Genomic DNA, 19919 nt, shown 5'->3' with positions numbered 1-19919 from the left:
ATTCGAGTTGCAGGAAGGCGGCGACGCAGAGAATCCCCAGGAGCGTACGAGTAGTACGTGACTGGGGTGAACGAGCAAAGCCAACGCACATGCAGCTTGAAGTATGGCGGGAAGCTGGTGGTGTAGTTTTCTATCCCGCCATATTCTGGCGGTAACGAAAGAGGATATATCGTGTCCCGTATAATCATGCTGATCCCGACCGGAACCAGCGTTGGCCTGACCAGCGTCAGCCTCGGTGTTATCCGTGCAATGGAACGCAAAGGCGTTCGTCTGAGCGTCTTTAAACCTATCGCTCAGCCACGCTCTGGTGGCGATGCCCCAGACCAGACGACCACCATCGTTCGCGCTAATTCAAATCTTCCGGCCGCTGAGCCGCTGAAGATGAGCCACGTCGAGTCGCTGCTTTCCGGCAACCAGAAAGACGTGCTGATGGAAGAGATCATCGCTAACTATCACGCGTCCACTCAGGATGCTGAAGTCGTGCTGGTTGAAGGCCTGGTTCCGACCCGTAAACACCAGTTTGCTCAGTCTCTGAACTTTGAAATTGCGAAAACGCTGAACGCAGAAATCGTCTTCGTCATGTCTCAGGGCACCGACACTCAGGAACAGCTGAACGAACGTATCGAGCTGACCCGCAACAGCTTTGGCGGCGCGAAAAACACCAACATTACCGGTGTTATCGTCAACAAGCTGAATGCGCCGGTTGACGAACAGGGTCGTACCCGTCCCGATCTGTCAGAAATCTTCGATGACTCTTCCAAAGCGAAAGTTGTGAAGATCGATCCGGCTCAGCTGCAAACTGGCAGCGCGCTGCCGGTTCTCGGCGCGGTACCGTGGAGTTTCGATCTGATCGCAACTCGTGCAATCGATATGGCGCGCCACCTGAATGCCACCATCGTTAACGAAGGTGACATCAACACCCGCCGCGTGAAGTCCGTGACTTTCTGTGCGCGCAGCATTCCGCATATGCTGGAACACTTCCGCGCAGGTTCTCTGCTGGTGACTTCGGCAGACCGCCCAGATGTGCTGGTTGCCGCCTGCCTCGCCGCCATGAACGGCGTTGAAATCGGCGCACTGCTGCTGACCGGCGCTTACGAAATGGACGCTCGCGTGAGTAAGCTGTGCGAACGTGCATTTGCTACCGGCCTGCCGGTCTTTATGGTGAACACCAACACCTGGCAGACCTCCCTGAGCCTGCAGAGCTTCAACCTGGAAGTTCCGGTTGACGATCACGAGCGCATTGAGAAAGTTCAGGAATACGTTGCAAACTACATCAACGCTGACTGGATCGAATCCCTGACCGCGACGTCTGAGCGTAGCCGCCGTCTGTCTCCGCCGGCCTTCCGCTACCAGCTGACCGAGCTGGCGCGCAAAGCGGGCAAACGCGTTGTTCTGCCGGAAGGCAATGAGCCGCGAACCGTTAAAGCCGCAGCAATCTGCGCAGAACGCGGTATTGCGACCTGTGTCCTGCTGGGTAACCCGGATGAGATCAACCGCGTTGCTGCCGCTCAAGGCGTAGAGCTCGGCGCTGGCATCGAAATCGTTGATCCGGAAGTAGTGCGTGAAAGCTACGTGGCTCGCCTGGTCGAACTGCGTAAGAGCAAAGGGATGACCGAAGCAGTTGCGCGTGAACAGCTGGAAGACAACGTGGTTCTCGGCACGCTGATGCTGGAGCAAGACGAAGTCGACGGTCTGGTTTCCGGCGCGGTTCACACCACCGCCAACACCATCCGTCCGCCGCTGCAGCTGATCAAAACGGCTCCGGGTAGCTCTCTGGTTTCTTCCGTATTCTTCATGCTGCTGCCGGAACAGGTTTATGTTTACGGCGACTGTGCGATCAACCCGGATCCAACAGCAGAGCAGCTGGCTGAAATCGCTATCCAGTCCGCAGACTCCGCGATTGCCTTCGGTATTGAGCCGCGCGTTGCGATGCTTTCCTACTCCACCGGCACCTCTGGCGCAGGTAGCGACGTAGAAAAAGTGCGTGAAGCGACTCGCCTAGCCCAGGAAAAACGTCCTGACCTGATGATCGATGGCCCGCTGCAGTACGATGCTGCGGTAATGGCTGACGTCGCGAAATCCAAAGCGCCGAACTCGCCGGTTGCTGGCCGCGCTACCGTGTTCATCTTCCCGGATCTGAACACCGGTAACACCACTTACAAAGCCGTACAGCGTTCTGCTGACCTGATCTCCATCGGGCCAATGCTGCAGGGTATGCGTAAGCCGGTGAACGACCTGTCTCGTGGCGCGCTGGTAGATGATATTGTCTACACCATCGCCCTGACCGCGATTCAGTCTTCTCAGCAGCAGCAGTAAGCTTAAAAGCCCGGTGGCGTTAGCGCTTGCCGGGCCTACGGTTTAGTCAACCGAACAGTTTGTAGACCGGAAAAGCGAAACGCCATCCGGCAAAAAAAGGCGACCCTCTCACGCGGTCGCCTTTTTTATTACAGCAGCTCTCTCGATGCCGACACGATGTCATGTGCCGTCAAGCCGTACTCCTTCTGCAGATAGTCCTGGGTCCCAACCTGGCCATAGCGCTCCTTCACGCCAACGCGACGCATCGGTACCGGACAGGTCTCAACCAGCACTTCTGCTACCGCCGAACCCAATCCGTTGTGAATACTGTGGTTTTCACAGGTCACAATGCGCCCGGTTTTCTCGGCATAATTTTTTACCAGCATGCGGTCAATGGGTTTCAGGGTAAACATATCAATGACCGCCGCACTGATGCCTTCCTGTTCGAGTTGACGTGCCGCCTCCAGCGCCTCTGCCACCATGATGCCATTCGCAATCAACGTAATATCGTCGCCTTCGCGCAGTACGTTTCCTTTACCGATAGTAAACGTCGAGCCCGGCGCATAAACGCTCGGCGCCTGTTTGCGGATGGTGCGCACCCAGTAGAAACCATCCAGTTTCATCAGCTGACGCAGGACATCGTCAAACATCACCGCATCGGTAACCTCCAGCACCACTGAATGCGCCAGACCGCGAACGATGCCCATATCTTCAAACGACATATGGGTGCCGCCGTTATGGCAGGCGGTAATCCCCGCGTCGGAGGCGATCACCTTGACGTTATTACGCTGATAATCCAGCGCCATAAAAAGCTGATCGAAACAGCGTCGGCTGGCAAACGCGGTAAAAGTATGCACAAACGGCTTTCTTCCGGTGAGCGACAGCCCTGCAGCGGTACCTATCACGTTGGCTTCCATAATGCCGCAGTTGATAACGTGCTGCGGATAATTCCGCGCCACGCCGTCCATTGCCATCGAGCTCATCAGATCCGCTTCCAGAGCGATAATCGGGCTGCCGGCTTCAATTTGCTGAGCGATAAATCCGGCGTAGACTTTACGCATTTCTACAGCGTCTTTTTGTCCTGCAGGTGCAACCTTAATCATGTTCAGCCTCCAGCTGGCGAATGGTCTCGTTCAGCGCCGCTGTCATCTCGTCCGTCAGGCGCAGGTGATGGTTATTACTGAGCTGCTCAAGATACGGCACCCCCTGACCTTTAACGCTGTCGAGGATAACCACGCGCGGGCGGGCATCGACCGGAGGAACCGGCTGCACCACCGCCAGCAGTCCGGGAATGTCATCACCTTTGACGGTGACGGCATCAAAACCAAAGGCGCGGAATTTATCTTCCAGGTTGAAAGCGCGAATAATTTCGTCCAGCTTGCCGTCAAGCTGTAACTTGTTCCAGTCAACAAATACCGTCAGGTTGTTCAGGCGATGGTGGGCAATAAACTGAAACGCTTCCCAGCACTGCCCCTCATTCAACTCGCCGTCGCCAACAATGCAGAATACCCGATTCGGACGCCCGGCCAGTTTGTGAGAGAGCGCCATACCGCCGGCAATCGAAATCCCCTGCCCCAGCGAACCTGTTGTCGCATCCACGCCTCGGGTTTTCAGGCGATCCGGATGACTTGGCAGACGGGTACCGTTATGGTTAAGCGTACTGAGCTCTTCCTGCGGGAAATAGCCCTTAATCGCAAGCGTACTGTACAGCGCCGGGCCTGCATGGCCTTTGGACAGCACAAAGTTATCGCGCTCCGGCCAGTCTGGGTCGGCGGGATCGATTTTCATTACTGCGCCGTACAACACCGCCAGCGTCTCAACGACCGACATGCTGCCGCCGTAGTGACCAAAGCCCAGATTCGTCAGTGATTTTAGCGTGGCGACACGAATATCCCGCGCCAGTTGGGTGACTTCTTGCACACTCATGATTTGGCTCCGCTATTCTCCTGCGCGCTATTACCCGCAGATTTCTTCTTCGCAAAGACGTTGTACGCAACCAGCAGAGCGAACAGCGCCACAACAAGACCCGTTATCGCAGCCGGCGGCAGGTAGCGTGCAAGATTACCAAGCACGATACCGACCGCGCCGAAGTCGGCGTCAGAGAAGGTGGTATTGGCAAAACCGATTGCACCCAGTACCGGCAGCAATAGAACCGGCAGGAAGGTAATCAGCAGACCGTTGGCAAAAGCGCCGATCATCGCGCCGCGCCGCCCGCCGGTGGCATTGCCAAACACGCCAGCCGTTGCGCCAGTAAAAAAGTGCGGCACTACGCCCGGCAGAATCAGCACCCACTTAAACTGTCCGCAGAGGAACAGCCCCACCAGGCCGCCGAGGAAACTAAACAGGAAGCCAATCAGGACCGCGTTGGGCGCATACGGATAAACCACCGGGCAATCCAGCGCAGGACGCGCGTTCGGCACCAGTTTTTCAGAGAAGCCGGTAAATGCCGGCACGATTTCCGCCAGTATCAGACGCACCCCTTGCAGGATGATAAACACCCCGGCAGCGAAGGTTATCGCCATGATGATGGCGTATACCAGGTAGTTCTGGCCACCGCTAAAGGTGCTTTCCACATACTCACGCCCTGCGCTCACGGCCATGATCAGGTAGATAATCATCATCGTCAGGGAGATAGAGATTGAACTGTCGCGCAGAAAGCTTAGGTTCTTCGGCAGATTCATCTCTTCGGTCGAACGAGAGCCTTTCCCACAGACGCTACCGATCCAGCCTGAAAGCACATAGCCCAGCGTACCGAAATGACCGAAGGCAATATCATCAGTCCCGGTAATACGCTTCATGTAGCGCTGCGCCAGCGCCGGGAAAAATGCCATCACCAGACCGAGGATCAATGAACCGGTGAACACCAGTCCCACGCCCTCAAAGCCCGCCACGGTGAGAATGACGCCGATCATACAAGCCATATAAAAAGTATGATGCCCAGTCAGGAAGATATATTTCAGACGCGTAAAACGGGCGACCAGAATATTCGCTACCATCCCAAATGCCATAATCAGCGCGGTTGAAGCCCCGTACTTTTCAAGCGCAATAGAAACAATTGCTTCGTTATTAGGAATAATCCCCTGAATATTAAAAGCGTGCTCAAACATGCCCCCCAGCGGATTCAGTGAGCCAACTAACACCGTCGCCCCGCCGCCCAGAACAATAAAACCCAGGATGGTTTTAATCGTTCCTTTTACGACGTCAGAAAATGATTTCTTTTGCGCGACCAGACCGATCAGTGCAATTAACCCCACCAGCACCGAAGGTACTTTCAAAATATCAACAACAAAATTCAGCGTTTCAAGGATAAACATATCCGCCTCGCTACAAATAATTATTGTTTGGCGAACCACGCGCGCAGCTGCGCTTCGAGTTCATTAATATCAATGATGTTAGTAATCACCACCAGCTGGCTTGCCGGTACGCTAGCGCTGGCGGCAATATCTTTTGCCATCACGAATAAATCTGCCGCGCCCGGCGTTGCCGACGACAGATCGGAGTGTTCCACTTCGGCCTCTATTTCAAGTTTTTTAAGCACCTTTTTTATATTCATCTCAACCATAAAACTACTGCCCAGGCCAGAGCCGCAAATTGCCATAATTTTCATAGCTATCACCTTTTTTAGATAGAGTAGGTCCGCATCACGCAGGCGCGTAATGTGTAATCAGTTGAATAAAAAATTAAGTCAGAATTGCGCGATTATTTTATTAATCTCCTCCGGAGTCTTCGCCTGATGTAATTCCCTCATATGTTCATCACTGGAAAATAATTCTGCCAGGGCAGCGATTAGCTCGATGTGACTATGTTTGTCGGGAGCCGCCAGCATAATAATAATATCGACCGGGTCGAATTCTTCTGAACCAAACGACACGCCCTGTTCCAGCTTAAGCAGTGATAAACCTAAACCTTTTGCTCCTTCTTCAGGCCGCGCATGCGGCATTGCCAGCCCCGGTGCCAGCACATAATACGGCCCCAGCTTAGCGTGTTGCTGCATAATCGCGGTCACATACTCGGGCACGATAATGCCTGCGTCGAGCAACGGTCTGGCACATATTTCAAGCGCCTCAGGCCATGCCTCCACGCTCTGTCGGAGCGTGATGGTGGCATCAAAGATCCATTTACCGAGCATTTTAACCCTCCGTTTTTTAGCAAAAGATGAGCAAACTTTATTCAAGCGTACCGCTGTTAGCTGCGATAAAGATCACAAAGATAGCGCTACCAACAGATAACATTCAAAATTGTGATAGCGCTATCAATTCACAATCATCAGATTAAAACGCAGCAAAAATGTGGATTTAAAGCGTATACTTCCCGAAACGTAAAGTGACAGGGGCGATTGAAAAGCGTCTGTGCAGCAGGAATGTGTATGTCTCTAACCCGAAAACGGCGTAGTACCGGTAAAGTGACGATCGCCGATGTTGCCCAGCTTGCTGGCGTGGGCACAATGACCGTCTCGCGTGCACTTCGCACGCCGGAGCAGGTTTCCGATAAACTCCGTGAAAAAATCGAAGCCGCGGTGCAGGAACTGGGATACATGCCCAATCTGGCCGCCAGTGCGCTTGCTTCCGCCTCTTCAAGAACGATAGCCATGGTCGTACCCAATCTCGCCGAAGCGGGATGCTCGGCTATGTTTGCCGGGCTTCAGCAGGTGCTACAACCCGCGGGTTATCAGATAATGTTGGCGGAGTCGCAGCATCGCCTTGAACAGGAAGAGAAGCTGCTGGAAACGCTGCTGGCATCTAACATTGCGGCCGCTATTCTTCTTAGCGTTGAGCACAGCGATACCGTACGCCACTGGCTGAACAACGCTTCGATACCGGTCATGGAAATGGGCGCTATGCGCGCTGATCCGATTGATATGAATATCGGCATTGATAACGTAGCCGCCATGTTCGAACTTACTGAGATGCTCATCCACCGCGGCTATCAAAATATTGGCCTGCTGTGCGCCAATCAGGAACAGTGGATATTTCAGCAGCACCTGCAGGGGTGGTATAAAGCGATGTTACGCCACCATATGTCACCGAATCGGGTCATTAACGCAGCCCTCCCCCCCAGCTTTTCCACCGGCGCCTCTCAGCTACCTGAATTTCTGCTGGCATGGCCGGAACTCGATGCGCTGGTCTGCGTTTCTGATGAACTGGCGTGCGGCGCGCTGTACGAATGCCAGCGTCGGCGGATCAAAGTCCCTGATGATTTAGCCGTCGTCGGTTTCGGAGACAGCGATGTCAGTCGGGTCTGCCAGCCGCCGCTAACCACGATGGCTGTCCCGCATCATAAGATTGGTATTGAAGCTGGACGCGCGCTGCTGGAGCGTCTGAATGAAGGAAACTGGAGCGGCAGAAAACCCATCGTCTCCAGTTTATGCCTGCGGGATAGCTGCTAGATGGCTACTCTGCTTCTTCCTGTTTTTCCGGTTTTGCCGCATCATTCCCGGCGTTACGGGTCATCCACAGCGCCAGCGCTTTTAACGAATCCGGGGTGAATTCATCACAGCGGGCGGTAATTTCTTCCGGCGTCAGCCAGCAGACTTCGCTCACTTCCTCTTCCTGTAGCGCAAACGGTCCGTGCGACACGCAGCTAAACAGGCTTCCCCAGACGCGACAGTGTTTATCTTCATAATAGAACTGGCCATGATCGGCAAACGGCACGCCGGCAATCCCCAGCTCTTCTTCCGCTTCCCGACGAGCTGAGTCCAGCAGTTGCTCATCGGCCTGCACGACGCCACCGGCGGTAGCGTCCAGCATCCCCGGCTGGAAATCTTTGGTCTCGGTGCGACGCTGCACCAGGATTTTGCCCATTCCATCATGAACCACAATATAGGTTGCACGATGGCGCAGGCACTGCGCGCGCATTTGCTCGCGACTGGACTGCGCTATCACCTCATTGTTTTCATTAACAATATCTACCCATTCTGTGCTTGCCAAATCGTTCTGTTCCGCCATCAGGAAACCTTACTTTTGAAAGCGCTCTCGCGGCGCGTCTTTACGGTTGGGGGTAAATTACGGGTTAATTGCAACCTCTGCAATAACCTGATGATCATCGAGTGCTAAAACCTGTAGTCGGTCCCCTTCCAGGAGGCCATAGCTGGCGGAAAATCCCCCTTTGGGAATGCTGACCGATCCAGGATTGAAGAGAAAAATATCGCCACGTCGCTCAGCAACCGGAATATGAGTATGACCATAAACCAGGACATCGCCAGCGGCGAGAGGCGGCATTTTTTCAGGGCTATACAGATGCCCGTGAGTCAGAAACAGACGGGTACGCTCATTCAGCACCTGCTGCCAGGGAGCAGTCATAGGGAAGTCCAGCAGCATCTGGTCGACTTCGCTGTCACAGTTGCCGCGAACGGCAATCACGCGCTGCGCGACGCCGTTGAGCTTCACGGCGACCTCTGCTGGCGCATAGCCTTCAGGTAACGCATTACGCGGCCCATGGTTCAGTACATCACCAAGAATAATCAGCCACTGCGCCCCACTTTGCGCGAACCGTTCCAGCACGCGTTCAGTAGCGGGCAGGGAACCATGAATATCCGATGCAAACATCAGCTTCATTTCTTCCGTCTCCACGCATTACGATGCGCCTATGATAGCGGAACCGCTGCCGCGAATCAGCCTGCGCGTTTAGCGGACAGTGCGACAAAACGCTGCACCGATGCGCGCTGCCACTGGAACGTAGCATAGTCCACCAGCGACTCCGGAACATCATCGCCGTTAAGCACCAGTCGGTTGATCATCAAGGCGAGGTCGGAATCGGCTATTGACCACTCACCGAACAGATTGTTGCCGCCGTGGGCCAACAGCTCAGAAGCGGTTGCGAATAATTTCTCCGCGCTTTTGCGACCCGCCGCGCTCAGCTCCGGTTTCTTTTGCCCACCGAAGACCACGTCGGTCGAGCGCTCTTCGCGCACAGGCATCAGATCGCTGCGCAGCCAGGCCTGCACCTGCCGGGCCCGGGCCCGTTTTTGCAGATCGTGGGGATAGAGTCGCTCCCACTCCGGCGGCGCAAAACGCTCATCCAGATACTCGCTAATCGCAGATGATTCGCTAAGCACAAAATCGCCCACCTCCAGCAACGGCACGCGGCGGGTCACGGTGTAACCTTTCCAGTCGGGATGCTGGTTTTCGCCGCTGTTGAGATCGACGGTTTTAAGGGTAAAAGGCAGGCTTTTTTCCTGTAGGGAAACGTACACGGACATAACGTACGGCGAGAAGAATTGCGCATCGGACCACAGAGTAATGGCGGGCTGGCTCATGATATCCTCAATAAATTATGGAGCGATAAGTCAACATATCCTGTCTGTTAAGGGATGTCACTTACCGCACCATGAGGATTTTGCATACTTCTGACGGTTAGCCAATGACCATCGTTTTCGGCTCCAGATACGCCTGCATTCCCCATTTCCCCATCTCGCGTCCCAGCCCGGATTGCTTGAAGCCGCCGAACGGGGCCTGCGGTTCATGTTCGAGAGTATTGACCAGCACGCGCCCGGATTCTATTGCCAGCGCAACGTCCTGACCACGCTGCCGATCCCCGCTTAACACCAGGGCGCTCAGTCCATAGCTGGTATCGTTAGCAATGGCAATGGCCTGGGCCTGATCCTCATACGGGATCAGCACCAGTACCGGGCCAAAGATCTCTTCCCGCGCAATACGCATCTGGTTGTGGACGTCGCTGAAAACGGTGGGTTTCACGCACCAGCCTTTTTCCATCCCCTGCGGTCGTCCCTCGCCGCCGATCAGCAACCTGGCCCCTTCCTGCTGCCCCAGGCGAATATAATCCTGCACCCGTTGCCACTGCTTCCGGCTAACCATTGGGCCAATCATCGTCCGTGCATCGCGCGGGTCGCCGGAAACATAGTCCGCCATCGCCTGCACAATAGCCTGTTCAAACTCCGCCAGGCGCTCGGCCGGCACCAGAATTCGCGTCCCGGCGACGCAGGCCTGTCCGCTATTCATAAATCCGGCAGCCAGCGCCAGCGGGACCGCCTGCTGTGCATCAGCATCATCCAGAATAATGGTCGGTGATTTACCGCCGAGCTCCAGCGTAACGCGCTTCAGCGTTTGCGCCCCGCTGGTGATAATGTGTTTCCCGACGGCGGTAGAACCGGTGAAGGAGATTTTCGCAATATCAGGGTGATGGTTAATGACATCCCCTACGACTTCGCCGCGTCCGGTCACGATATTGAATACCCCGGCGGGGATCTGCGCCGCATGCAGCGCTTCGGTGACAATCTGCGTCTGCCAGGCGCTCATCTCACTGGGTTTAATCACCGCCGTACAGCCCGCCGCCATTGCCGTCGCCAGCTTGCTACAGATAAAACCGGCATCGCTGTTCCACGGCGTAATCAACCCCGCGACGCCAACCGGCGTCATCACGACCTGGGCGCGCCCCGCCTGCTCAACAAATTCAAAGCGCTCCAGCGTCTCCATCACCTGTTTAATGGTTTGTGCCGGCCACGATGCCATCCATTGTGAGCGTGATGCCGGTGCCCCATATTCGGTCACAATCGCGTCGAATAAATCCGCCTCTCTCGCCCGCACGGCCTGGTACATCCGTTCAAGTACGGCCAAACGTTCCTGTTTTGTCGTCCGCGACCAGGAAGGGAAAGCGGCTTTTGCTGCGGCAATCGCCCGGCGTGCATCCTCTTCGTCCGCCAGCCGAACCCGGCCAATTACCTCTTCCGTCGCCGGGTTGAACAGCTCAAAGTCTTCGCTGCCGTGCGGGGTAACAAATTCACCGTTGATATAAATTTTGTCGATGTGCAGCATGTTTATCTTCCTCATTGGTTTGATGAAAGGAAGTATAGAGTCGACGTATTGCCACGATAAGAGGGTATAATCGACATAGCCTGTCACGAAAATCGGGATAATCATGCACCGAAGCGGTCTTACTGAACTGGAAGTCCTCCTTGCCGTCGCACACCGCCAGAGTTTTCGCGCTGCCGCCAGGGAGCTGGGTATGTCGGCCACCGCCATCAGCAACGCTATCGCCGGGCTGGAAGCACGGCTCAACGTGCGCCTGTTTAACCGCACCACCCGCAGCGTCGCGCTGACGGAGGCCGGGCAGCGCTACGTTGAACGCGTAGCTCCCGCGCTGGCAGAAATTCAGCGCGCATCGGAAGAGATAGCCACCCAGCCGGAAATGCCCACCGGCACGCTACGCATCAATGCGCCACGCGAAAGCGTCGCTCTGCTGTTCGACCTGTTCGATACCTTCCTCAAACGCTACCCGGACATGCGCCTCGATATTGCCACCGAATCCCGGCTGGTCGATATTGTTGCCGAAGGCTATGACGCCGGGATCCGCCTCGCCGAGTCGCTGCCGCAGGATATGATTGCCGTCACGCTGACGCCCGACGTTCGGATGCGAATCGTCGGCACGCCAGAGTATTTTGCCCGTCATGGCATCCCGCATAGCCCGGAAGATCTGCTGCGTCATCAGAGCATCGGGATGCGTATGTCCCACGGCGGGCTCTATCACTGGGAGCTGGAGCGCCATCAGCAAAAGCTGACGGTCAACGTCCCGCCGAGGATTACACTCAGCGAAATGCGCGCTATCCACCGTGCCGCACTGGCCGGTATTGGCCTGGCCTTTATCTCAGACTGGTTTATCCAGGAGGATCTGACCTGCGGCAAGCTCGTCAGCGTCATGGATGAATGGTGCCCGTCGTTCGGCGGCCTGCGCCTGTATTATCCCGGTCGTCGTCATGTTCCACCCGGGCTGAAGGCCTTTATCGAACTGGTGCATGAGAGGCGCGACGCGACCGCGGGCAAAATTTAGCGTTCCGTTCTCCCGGATACCGGCAGGTCGCCTATACTCGAAAACGTGCGACCTACGACGGCGGGAGACACCATGATCGACCTTTACTACGCACCCACCCCTAATGGCCAAAAAATCATTCTGTTTCTCGAAGAGGCACAGCTGGCCTATCGCCTGATTCGGGTCGATATCAATAAGGGTGAACAGTTTCGTCCGCAGTTTCTCGCCCTTTCTCCGAACAATAAAATTCCGGCCATCGTCGACCACGTTCCCGTCGATGGCGGCGCCCCGCTCGGTCTGTTTGAATCCGGGGAGATATTGCTCTACCTGGCGGAGAAATCAGGAAAACTACTCAGCGGTGAGCTGCGAGAGCGCCATACGACGCTCCAGTGGCTGTTCTGGCAGGTCAGCGGCTTAGGCCCCATGCTGGGGCAAAATCACCATTTCAACCATAGCGCACCGCAGGCGGTGCCTTATGCCATCGAACGTTATCAGGTCGAGGCTCAGCGGCTGTACACCGTGCTGAACCGCCGTCTGGAGGTCAGTCCATGGCTCGGCGGAGAGCACTACAGTATTGCTGACATTGCCTGCTGGCCGTGGGTTCGCGCACACCCGCGACAACGGATAGATCTTGTCCATTTCCCGGCGGTTCATAACTGGTTTGAACGCATTCGACAGCGCCCGGCAACCGGCCAGGCCATGATAAAAATACAACACGAATAACCCCCCTGCTCGCATGGCATGCTTTCATGTATGATTGCGGAAATGACAACACGGAGGAAGCCTGCAATGTCTCAGCCAGACGCAATTATTCGTATAAAGAACCTGCGCTTACGTACTTTTATCGGGATCAAAGAAGAAGAGATCGCTAACCGCCAGGATGTCGTCGTCAATGTCGCTATTCACTACCCGGCCGACCGGTCCCGCAACAGTGAAGATATTAACGATGCTCTGAATTACCGCACGATTACCAAGCGCATCATCAGCCATATTGAGAATAACCGCTTCTCGCTGCTGGAAAAATTAACTCAGGATGTGCTCGATATCGCATGCGAACATCACTGGGTCACATATGCTGAAGTCGAGATCGATAAACTTTATGCACTGCGCTACGCCGACTCCGTCTCCATGACCATGAGCTGGCGGCGCTAAGCTTCTTAGGGAGGCGCTATGAGGATTCTGCTTACTGGCGGTACCGGTCTGATTGGTCGGCATCTGATCCCCCGGCTTCTTGAGCTTGGGCATCACGTAACGGTATCAACGCGCAGCCCGGAAAAGGCGCAAACCCGACTGGATGCCCGCGTCACTTTGTGGCGCGGCTTTGAAGGTCAGCATCACCTCAACGATATTGATGCCGTCATCAACCTGGCGGGCGAACCCATCGCCGACAAACGCTGGACAGCTGAGCAAAAGCACCGCCTGTGCCACAGCCGCTGGGATATTACCCAAAAGCTGGTGAACCTGTTCAACGCCAGCGATACCCCACCAGCCGTGCTCATTAGCGGTTCTGCCGCAGGCTATTATGGCGATCTCGGGGAAGTGGTGGTGACCGAAGATGAACCACCGCACAATGAATTCACCCACAAACTCTGCGCCCGATGGGAACAACTGGCCTGTGAAGCGCAAAGCGAACGCACTCGTGTCTGCCTGCTGCGCACCGGCGTAGTACTGGCGCCTAAGGGCGGCATTCTGGCCAAAATGCTCCCGGTCTTCAGGCTCGGCCTCGGCGGCCCTATCGGTAACGGCAGGCAGTATCTGGCCTGGATCCATATCGACGATATGGTCAACGGTATTCTGTGGCTGCTGGATAACGATCTTAGCGGGCCATTCAATCTGGTTTCACCTTATCCGGTCCGCAATGAGCAGTTTGCCCATTCCCTCGGCCATGCGCTGAATCGTCCGGCGATTTTCCGCGTACCGGCAACGGCAATACGCCTGCTAATGGGAGAGTCGTCGGTACTGGTGCTCGGCGGCCAGCGGGCGCTACCAAAACGTCTGGAAGACGCGGGCTTTGGCTTCCGCTGGTACGATCTGGAAGAGGCGCTAAAAAATATCGTAGGCTAAACACGCCATAGGGTAATCCCGGGAGACTTGCCTTTCTCCCGGGCCTCCCCTGATTAACCACCACCTGTGGAAGCAGTCTCGCAGTAACTCTGTCTCCTGCTGCCGTTACGGTATCGCTGTGAAGCTGATTCCAGCATCCTCTTCTACTCTCTGTCATAAGGTCCTGATGTCGATTTTATCAACAACGCCATGTTGACATCTGTCAACATGGCGTTCAGTATCAGGAGATGCATTGATGAAGGAACATCCGGATAAACACATCAGAGCAGCCATTACCTATGCCCGATCGCGGGGGTGGATTTTCATCGCGGGCGGGAATAGCGCGCACTGCTTCGGACGACTCAGGTGCGGTACAACCGCTCATCGTGAACATATGATGAGCGTCTGGTCTACACCGAGCGTTCCCGAGTATCACGCAAGGCAAATTATCAGAATGGTCGACCGCTGCCGCTGAATGACTTCATTATTATAAGGATCGCAAATGATGGCCCTCTACAACTTCACGCTCACGCTGTCAGGCGTCAGCGCCCGGACGCCGGGTCTTGAGGATGCATTGCATCACGCCGGTTGTACTGATGCTCTGGTTTGTTTTTACGGGACGGCAGTGTATCTGGAATTCGATCGTGAAAGTGAATCGCTTGAACGGGCAATTCTGTCGGCGATTGAGAACATCGAATCTGCACCAGAACTCAATGCCCGGGTCGAGTCCGTTGACGCGACGCTGGTAGGATTAAGCGATATCGCTGAACTCGCCGGCCTTTCCCGACAGGCCATCGCCCTGTTGAAAGATGGGGCTCGAGGCTCAGGCAAATTCCCAGGTCCCGTGCAGCGCGTAAAAGGCAACTCGCCGCTGTGGCGCTGGAAAACCATCGTCAGCTGGCTGGTCACGGAAGGAAGAATTGCCGCAGACGCTCCTCTGGTCGAACATGCAGAGATCCTCGATAGCCTGAACCTGGCCCTGCAGCTGCGCGCTTCCCGGCGTAGCGAAACCGTACTGCACTATTTTCACGGGCTCGACAAGCCTGTGCCGACTTCACCAGCCGCCGGGTAATTCAGGGCAACAGAGCGGTATAAGATCGTGTTATCCGGTACTTTCTGGTGTTAAGGTTAGCGGACGAACTACCGAAATGGCCTGCTTATCATGACGCTAACCACTCCCCGGCTCCTGCTTTCCCCGTTTACGGAATCTGACTGGCCTTTTTTCCTCCGCCTGCGTTGCGACCGCGAGGTGATGCGCTTTATGGGCGAAGTGCTCGATGAACCCGCGCTACGTACCCTGTTTGATGCGCGCTGTGCTGACCCCGGTGTCTTTGTGTTGCGTGACGAAAAAGGTGCTGCCATCGGTGATATCGGCCTGCGCATCAGCAGTAAAAATCCGCACGAGGCAGATGTCGGGTACGCCCTCATCCCGTACGCACAGGGCCAGGGTTATGCCAGTGAAGCGCTGCGGGCGATATGTGATTACGGCTTTAATCAGCTTGGTGTTAACGCGATTAACGCATGGGTTCTGGGCGACAATATCGGGTCATCGCGCCTGCTGGAAAAACACGGTTTTGTGCGGATCCAGGTGCTGGAAAAAGCCTGGCACCTGAACGGCGTGGATTAGATGACTGGATTTATCGGCGGGAACGGTAAAACGGCTCCCGGCGTACTCTTTCGCCGGGAGAAACGGCGAGGCTTATTTCAAGGAGCCTTTCAGGAACTGTTGCAGGCGCTGGCTTTTCGGATTGCCAAACACCTCATCCGGATGACCTTCTTCTTCAATCTTGCCCTGGTGCAGGAAAATAACGTGTGAAGAAACATGGCGTGCAAAGCCCATTTCATGGGTCACCACCACCATGGTTTTCCCCTCTTCCGCCAGCTTCTGCATGATGCGCAGCACTTCCCCTACCAGCTCAGGATCCAGCGCCGAAGTCGGTTCATCAAACAGCAGAACATCTGGCTCCATCGCCAGCGCACGCGCAATAGAGACGCGCTGCTGCTGACCGCCGGAGAGATGCACCGGGTATTTAATCTGCTGACGCTCGTCAATGCCAACCTTCGCCAGATATTTCACCGCCCGTTCGCGGGCTTCCTGCTTGCTCAATCCGAGGACCTGGATCGGTGCTTCCATGACATTTTCCAGCACCGTCATGTGGCTCCACAGGTTGAAATGCTGGAACACCATCGTCAGACGAGTACGCAGTAATCGCAGCTGGTTTTTATCTGCAACCTTCAGCTGACCGTCTTTATCGCGGACCAGACCAATATTCTGCCCGTTAACCACAATCGTGCCTTCGCTGGGCTTTTCCAGGAAGTTAATGCAGCGCAAAAAGGTACTTTTACCGGAACCTGATGAACCAATAATGCTGATAACGTCCCCGGCTTGCGCCCGTAACGAGACGCCTTTCAGCACCTCATGCTCGCCGTAACGTTTATGGAGATCGATAACATTTAATTTATTGTCGGACATGGCGGTCTCAATGCGTCGAAGAAGGTTTTATATGCTGCAACCAGCGCTTTTCCGCCTTGCGGAACAAGCTAATCAGCACATACGAAATAATTAAATAGAGTACCGCGGCAATTCCGAAGGCGGTAAAAGGCTGATAGGTCGCCGAGTTAATATCCCTGGCAATTTTCAGCAGGTCCGGCACGGTGGCGGTAAAGGCCAACGCGGTGGAGTGCAGCATCAGAATCACTTCGTTACTGTACGCTGGCAGCGCGATACGCAGCGCAGACGGCAAAATAATGCAGCGATACAGTTTGACCGACGAGAATCCGTACGCCCGCGCCGCTTCAATTTCTCCCGGAGGAACGGAACGGATCGCCCCGGCAAAAATCTCTGTGGTGTAGGCGCAGGTATTCAGCGTTAACGCCAGTACCGTACAGTTGAGGCCGCTGCGGAAAAAGGCATTCAGCAGCTCAGTGCCTTTGACGATTTCCAGCGTATACATCCCGGAGTAGAACACCAGCAGCTGTACGTACAGCGGTGTACCGCGGAATACATAGGTAAACAGCCAGATCGGAAATTGAATGTATTTATTGCTAGAGACGCGCCCGATAGCGAGAAATACCGCCAGTATGCCGCCCATCACGACCGAGGAGATTAACAACCATAGCGTGATGGCAACCCCGGTAAAGCGATAACCGTCAGTCCACAGCAGGGATTTCCAGTACTCCTGAATAATCTCAATCACAGGTCAGCCCTCTTCACGCCCACGGAGTAACGGCGTTCAAGCAGCAGCAGTACACCATTGGAAATCGTTGTAAATACGAGATAAACCAGGCCACAAACAATCGCAAAGTAGAATGGCTGCCAGGTACTTTTCCCCGCCAGCTGCGTCGCTTTGACGACATCCTCCAGCCCCAGCAGCGATACCAGCGCCGTCGCTTTCAGGATAACCTGCCAGTTGTTACCGATTCCCGGTAACGCATAGCGCATCATCGCCGGGAAGAGGATCCGCCGGAAGGTCTGTCCATTACTGAAACCAAACGCCGTCGCCGCTTCAATATGTCCTTTCGGCACCGCCATAAAGGCGCCGCGGAAAGTTTCGGTAAAATAGGCGCCGTAGATAAAGCCCAGGGTGATAATCCCCGCAATCATCGGGTCGATATCAAACTGCGATACCCCCAGCGCATCGGTGAGCGTGTTCAGCGCAATCTGCAGCCCATAGAAAATCAGCAGCATCAGCACCAGATCGGGCACACCACGAATTAACGTGGTGTAACCTTCAAACACCAACGCCAACGGTCGATTGCTCGACAGCTTTGCTCCGGCACCCGCCAGACCGATGAGGACCGCCAGCACAACCGAACTAAGAGCCAGCTCCAGCGTGACAAGAGCGCCCTGTAAAATAACCTGCGAAAACCCGTACAGCATGCTGTCTGCCCTGTCTGTCATCGACCATCGCGCGCCAATATGCACGCGATGGGGTACGTATGATGCTTAGTCACCGTACACGTTAAAATCGAAATATTTTTTTGCCAGCTTGTCGTAGGTGCCGTCTTTGCGCATTTCCGCGAAGGCTTTATTCAACGCTTCACGCAGCTCATTGTCCTCTTTACGCAGGCCCATACCGGTGCCAACGCCAAACAGTTTTTCATCCTTAATGGACGGACCGCCAAACTGATAATCTTTGCCAATAGGCTGTTTGAGGAATCCTTCGCTGGCTGCAACTTCATCCTGGAACGCCGCATCAATACGCCCGGCGGTCAGGTCGGAATAGATATTGTCCTGGCCCTGATAGGAGACAATCTCAATGCCTTTTGGTGCCCAGTGTTCATTGCCATAGGTCTCCTGGGTCGTCCCCTGAAGCACGCCGATACGCTTGCCTTTCAGCTTCGCGAGATCCGGGGTGATATCACTGCCCTTTTTCACCACCAGACGGGAATCCGCAGCGTAAAGCTTGTCGGTGAAGGCAATTTCCTGCTGACGTTTTTCGGTAATGGACAACGAAGACATAATCGCATCGATTTTCTTCGCTTTTAAAGATGGGATCAGCGCATCCAGCGGGTTTTCAACGAAGGTACATTGCGTATTGATACGCTTACACAGCTCTTTTGCCAAATCGATGTCAAAACCAATCAACTGACCCTGTGCATTTTTCGATTCGAACGGGGCATAAGTTGGATCGGTACCGATACGTACTTTTTGCGGAATGGCTGCGAATACCGTGGAAACGCTGGAAAGGGCCAGCGCTAAAGAAAGAGACAACGCCAGTTTTTTCATAACTATCCTCAACAGACTGTCATTCTAACGGGTTTATTAGAAGTACTTACGCCAGTTATCGTGCCATTATTCGCCCCGGTAAGGCAAAGCATTCTGCGCCGGGAGGCCAATTATTTCGCACCATAAACGCTTAAGTATGCACTAACCGCCCGGCAAAACCGCCTTTTATGCACCAAAACAGAACATCAAAAGGCGATTTGCACCAATGTAGTGCAACTGCGGTTATAGATAATCCATCAGGCCCGGTTTCCCGGGCCAGCGGCGTACTTAGTCACCGTAGACGTTAAAGTTAAAGTACTTCTTCGCCATTTTGTCGTAGGTTCCGTCTTTACGCATTTCAGCCAGCGCGCTGTCGAAAGCGGCTTTCAGCTCACCATCGGTTTTACGCAGGCCAATGCCGGTACCGTCGCCGAAGAATTTTTTGTCTTTAACAGAGGGGCCGGCAAAGGCGAAATCTTTACCGGCAGGTTGTTTGAGGAAGCCTTCGCTGGCAGCGACTTCATCCTGCAATGCTGCGTCCAGTCGGCCTGCGGCCAGGTCGGAATAGATCAGATCCTGGTTCTGGTAAGCGACCACATCAACGCCCTGGCTACGCCAGCGCTCATTGCCGTACGCTTCCTGCGTGGAGCCCTGCAAGACACCGACGTGCTTGCCTTTCAGAGATTCCAGCGTTGGCTGAATTGATGAGCCTTTTGGCGCAATCAGGCGGGAGTCTGCGGCATACAGCTTGTCAGAGAAGGCAATCTCCTGCTGACGTTTTTCGGTAATCGATAATGAAGAGATAATGGCGTCAATTTTCTTCGCCTTCAGCGACGGAATCAATGAGTCAAAGTCACTTCCCACCCAGGTGCATTTCACCTTGATACGCGTACACAGCTCGTTGCCTAAATCGATATCAAAACCAACGAAATCGCCTTTTGCATCCTTCGAGGAGAAAGGCGCGTAGGTGGCATCGGTCCCGATACGAATGCTTTGCGGAAGTGCGGCAAAAACGCTGGAGGCACTGCTGATTCCCATCATTAAAGAGAGGGCCAGGATCGTCTTCTTCATACAATACCCTTAAGTGTCGTGATGTTGTTATATGGTGCGT

At 54.8% G+C, this 19919-nt stretch carries 22 protein-coding genes and 1 pseudogene; 9 read left to right on the top strand and 14 right to left on the bottom strand.

The annotated features are described in order from the left end of the window. The first annotated feature begins 171 nt into the window (after nt 1-171). Nucleotides 172-2316: a phosphate acetyltransferase gene (pta, locus tag ACMYSK_RS01115; protein ID WP_434639540.1), complete on the top strand. Its 2145-nt coding sequence runs from the start codon at nt 172-174 to the stop codon at nt 2314-2316. 128 nt (nt 2317-2444) lie between these two features. On the opposite strand, the gene ACMYSK_RS01110 is transcribed toward pta, so the two are convergent. The 5 genes from ACMYSK_RS01110 to ACMYSK_RS01090 all read right to left on the bottom strand — a co-directional run bounded on the left by ACMYSK_RS01110 (nt 2445) and on the right by ACMYSK_RS01090 (nt 6424). Next, nucleotides 2445-3398, bottom strand: coding sequence for a transketolase family protein (locus tag ACMYSK_RS01110; protein WP_434639538.1), 954 nt, complete (start codon nt 3396-3398; stop codon nt 2445-2447). Beyond that, entirely contained in the window at nt 3391-4221 is an 831-nt protein-coding gene (locus ACMYSK_RS01105) for a transketolase (protein ID WP_434639536.1), read from the bottom strand. Before ACMYSK_RS01105 ends, ACMYSK_RS01110 begins: the two co-directional genes overlap by 8 nt. Next, nucleotides 4218-5609 carry a PTS ascorbate transporter subunit IIC gene (locus ACMYSK_RS01100; RefSeq protein ID WP_434639534.1) on the bottom strand — a complete coding sequence of 464 codons (1392 nt, stop codon included), beginning with the start codon at nt 5607-5609 and terminating at the stop codon, nt 4218-4220. The genes ACMYSK_RS01105 and ACMYSK_RS01100 overlap by 4 nt, the downstream gene beginning before the upstream one ends. Nucleotides 5610-5629: 20 nt before the next feature. After that, nucleotides 5630-5902 (bottom strand): PTS sugar transporter subunit IIB, encoded by a 273-nt coding sequence (locus ACMYSK_RS01095; RefSeq protein ID WP_434639532.1) that lies wholly within the window; start codon nt 5900-5902, stop codon nt 5630-5632. Between the two features lie 78 nt (nt 5903-5980). Next, entirely contained in the window at nt 5981-6424 is a 444-nt protein-coding gene (locus tag ACMYSK_RS01090) for a PTS sugar transporter subunit IIA (protein WP_434639530.1), read from the bottom strand. Between the two features lie 237 nt (nt 6425-6661). On the opposite strand from ACMYSK_RS01090, the gene ACMYSK_RS01085 reads away from it, so the two are divergent. Then, on the top strand, nt 6662-7681 hold the full coding sequence (locus ACMYSK_RS01085; RefSeq protein ID WP_041146577.1) for a LacI family DNA-binding transcriptional regulator: 1020 nt from the start codon (nt 6662-6664) through the stop codon (nt 7679-7681). A 4-nt stretch (nt 7682-7685) separates the two neighbouring features. On the opposite strand, the gene yfcD is transcribed toward ACMYSK_RS01085, so the two are convergent. From yfcD to ACMYSK_RS01065, 4 genes are all read right to left on the bottom strand, one after another. Continuing rightward, nucleotides 7686-8240, bottom strand: a complete 555-nt coding sequence (gene yfcD, locus ACMYSK_RS01080; RefSeq protein ID WP_434639528.1) for an NUDIX hydrolase YfcD — start codon at nt 8238-8240, stop codon at nt 7686-7688. Between the two features lie 57 nt (nt 8241-8297). Further along, a complete protein-coding gene (gene yfcE, locus ACMYSK_RS01075; protein WP_434639526.1) occupies nt 8298-8849 on the bottom strand; it encodes a phosphodiesterase in 552 nt (183 codons plus the stop codon). Between the two features lie 56 nt (nt 8850-8905). After that, entirely contained in the window at nt 8906-9550 is a 645-nt protein-coding gene (gene yfcF / locus ACMYSK_RS01070) for a glutathione transferase (protein ID WP_434639525.1), read from the bottom strand. A gap of 97 nt (nt 9551-9647) precedes the next feature. Then, a complete protein-coding gene (locus ACMYSK_RS01065; protein WP_434639524.1) occupies nt 9648-11066 on the bottom strand; it encodes an aldehyde dehydrogenase family protein in 1419 nt (472 codons plus the stop codon). A gap of 103 nt (nt 11067-11169) precedes the next feature. On the opposite strand from ACMYSK_RS01065, the gene ACMYSK_RS01060 reads away from it, so the two are divergent. The 7 genes and pseudogenes from ACMYSK_RS01060 to ACMYSK_RS01030 all read left to right on the top strand — a co-directional run bounded on the left by ACMYSK_RS01060 (nt 11170) and on the right by ACMYSK_RS01030 (nt 15756). Next, entirely contained in the window at nt 11170-12078 is a 909-nt protein-coding gene (locus ACMYSK_RS01060; RefSeq protein ID WP_434639523.1) for a LysR family transcriptional regulator, read from the top strand. Between the two features lie 72 nt (nt 12079-12150). Next, entirely contained in the window at nt 12151-12780 is a 630-nt protein-coding gene (yfcG, locus tag ACMYSK_RS01055) for a GSH-dependent disulfide bond oxidoreductase (protein ID WP_434639522.1), read from the top strand. A 66-nt stretch (nt 12781-12846) separates the two neighbouring features. Continuing rightward, the gene (folX, locus tag ACMYSK_RS01050) at nt 12847-13209 is read left to right on the top strand and encodes a dihydroneopterin triphosphate 2'-epimerase (RefSeq protein WP_434639521.1); all 363 of its coding nucleotides are present in this window, start codon (nt 12847-12849) and stop codon (nt 13207-13209) included. Between the two features lie 18 nt (nt 13210-13227). Continuing rightward, a complete protein-coding gene (locus ACMYSK_RS01045) occupies nt 13228-14121 on the top strand; it encodes a TIGR01777 family oxidoreductase (protein WP_434639520.1) in 894 nt (297 codons plus the stop codon). 235 nt (nt 14122-14356) lie between these two features. Further along, on the top strand, nt 14357-14575 hold the full coding sequence (locus ACMYSK_RS01040) for a hypothetical protein (RefSeq protein WP_434639519.1): 219 nt from the start codon (nt 14357-14359) through the stop codon (nt 14573-14575). Between the two features lie 30 nt (nt 14576-14605). Further along, nucleotides 14606-15172 (top strand): DNA-binding protein, encoded by a 567-nt coding sequence (locus ACMYSK_RS01035; protein ID WP_434643738.1) that lies wholly within the window; start codon nt 14606-14608, stop codon nt 15170-15172. 87 nt (nt 15173-15259) lie between these two features. Further along, a pseudogene (locus ACMYSK_RS01030) lies at nt 15260-15756 on the top strand (GNAT family N-acetyltransferase). A gap of 43 nt (nt 15757-15799) precedes the next feature. On the opposite strand, the gene hisP reads toward ACMYSK_RS01030, so the two are convergent. The 5 genes from hisP to argT all read right to left on the bottom strand — a co-directional run bounded on the left by hisP (nt 15800) and on the right by argT (nt 19879). Then, the gene (gene hisP, locus ACMYSK_RS01025; RefSeq protein ID WP_434639518.1) at nt 15800-16573 is read right to left on the bottom strand and encodes a histidine ABC transporter ATP-binding protein HisP; all 774 of its coding nucleotides are present in this window, start codon (nt 16571-16573) and stop codon (nt 15800-15802) included. 7 nt (nt 16574-16580) lie between these two features. Beyond that, a complete protein-coding gene (locus ACMYSK_RS01020; protein WP_132725736.1) occupies nt 16581-17297 on the bottom strand; it encodes an ABC transporter permease in 717 nt (238 codons plus the stop codon). After that, the gene (locus ACMYSK_RS01015; RefSeq protein ID WP_434643735.1) at nt 17294-17980 is read right to left on the bottom strand and encodes a histidine ABC transporter permease HisQ; all 687 of its coding nucleotides are present in this window, start codon (nt 17978-17980) and stop codon (nt 17294-17296) included. Before ACMYSK_RS01015 ends, ACMYSK_RS01020 begins: the two co-directional genes overlap by 4 nt. 66 nt (nt 17981-18046) lie before the next feature. Beyond that, entirely contained in the window at nt 18047-18829 is a 783-nt protein-coding gene (gene hisJ / locus ACMYSK_RS01010; RefSeq protein ID WP_434639517.1) for a histidine ABC transporter substrate-binding protein HisJ, read from the bottom strand. Between the two features lie 267 nt (nt 18830-19096). Beyond that, nucleotides 19097-19879, bottom strand: coding sequence for a lysine/arginine/ornithine ABC transporter substrate-binding protein ArgT (gene argT / locus ACMYSK_RS01005; RefSeq protein WP_434639516.1), 783 nt, complete (start codon nt 19877-19879; stop codon nt 19097-19099). Nucleotides 19880-19919: the final 40 nt, after the last annotated feature.

Origin of the sequence: Klebsiella sp. I138, from assembly GCF_051131765.1 — a bacterium.
In the GTDB taxonomy this organism is placed as follows: domain Bacteria; phylum Pseudomonadota; class Gammaproteobacteria; order Enterobacterales; family Enterobacteriaceae; genus Klebsiella.
Note: the sequence above shows the minus strand (reverse complement) of the source record. Positions and strands in the feature narration are given on the sequence as shown.

Bases quoted from the DNA above. Each gene is read 5' to 3' on its own strand.
- ACMYSK_RS01035 (WP_434643738.1), top strand. From the start codon at position 14,606: ATGGCCCTCTACAACTTCACGCTCACGCTGTCAGGCGTCAGCGCCCGG.
- ACMYSK_RS01105 (WP_434639536.1), bottom strand. From the start codon at position 4,221: ATGAGTGTGCAAGAAGTCACCCAACTGGCGCGGGATATTCGTGTCGCC.
- ACMYSK_RS01100 (WP_434639534.1), bottom strand. From the start codon at position 5,609: ATGTTTATCCTTGAAACGCTGAATTTTGTTGTTGATATTTTGAAAGTA.
- ACMYSK_RS01065 (WP_434639524.1), bottom strand. From the start codon at position 11,066: ATGCTGCACATCGACAAAATTTATATCAACGGTGAATTTGTTACCCCG.
- ACMYSK_RS01085 (WP_041146577.1), top strand. From the start codon at position 6,662: ATGTCTCTAACCCGAAAACGGCGTAGTACCGGTAAAGTGACGATCGCC.
- ACMYSK_RS01060 (WP_434639523.1), top strand. From the start codon at position 11,170: ATGCACCGAAGCGGTCTTACTGAACTGGAAGTCCTCCTTGCCGTCGCA.
- ACMYSK_RS01110 (WP_434639538.1), bottom strand. From the start codon at position 3,398: ATGATTAAGGTTGCACCTGCAGGACAAAAAGACGCTGTAGAAATGCGT.
- ACMYSK_RS01040 (WP_434639519.1), top strand. From the start codon at position 14,357: ATGAAGGAACATCCGGATAAACACATCAGAGCAGCCATTACCTATGCC.
- argT (WP_434639516.1), bottom strand. From the start codon at position 19,879: ATGAAGAAGACGATCCTGGCCCTCTCTTTAATGATGGGAATCAGCAGT.
- yfcD (WP_434639528.1), bottom strand. From the start codon at position 8,240: ATGGCGGAACAGAACGATTTGGCAAGCACAGAATGGGTAGATATTGTT.
- ACMYSK_RS01095 (WP_434639532.1), bottom strand. From the start codon at position 5,902: ATGAAAATTATGGCAATTTGCGGCTCTGGCCTGGGCAGTAGTTTTATG.
- folX (WP_434639521.1), top strand. From the start codon at position 12,847: ATGTCTCAGCCAGACGCAATTATTCGTATAAAGAACCTGCGCTTACGT.
- ACMYSK_RS01090 (WP_434639530.1), bottom strand. From the start codon at position 6,424: ATGCTCGGTAAATGGATCTTTGATGCCACCATCACGCTCCGACAGAGC.
- yfcE (WP_434639526.1), bottom strand. From the start codon at position 8,849: ATGAAGCTGATGTTTGCATCGGATATTCATGGTTCCCTGCCCGCTACT.
- hisJ (WP_434639517.1), bottom strand. From the start codon at position 18,829: ATGAAAAAACTGGCGTTGTCTCTTTCTTTAGCGCTGGCCCTTTCCAGC.
- yfcF (WP_434639525.1), bottom strand. From the start codon at position 9,550: ATGAGCCAGCCCGCCATTACTCTGTGGTCCGATGCGCAATTCTTCTCG.
- ACMYSK_RS01015 (WP_434643735.1), bottom strand. From the start codon at position 17,980: ATGCTGTACGGGTTTTCGCAGGTTATTTTACAGGGCGCTCTTGTCACG.
- yfcG (WP_434639522.1), top strand. From the start codon at position 12,151: ATGATCGACCTTTACTACGCACCCACCCCTAATGGCCAAAAAATCATT.
- hisP (WP_434639518.1), bottom strand. From the start codon at position 16,573: ATGTCCGACAATAAATTAAATGTTATCGATCTCCATAAACGTTACGGC.
- ACMYSK_RS01045 (WP_434639520.1), top strand. From the start codon at position 13,228: ATGAGGATTCTGCTTACTGGCGGTACCGGTCTGATTGGTCGGCATCTG.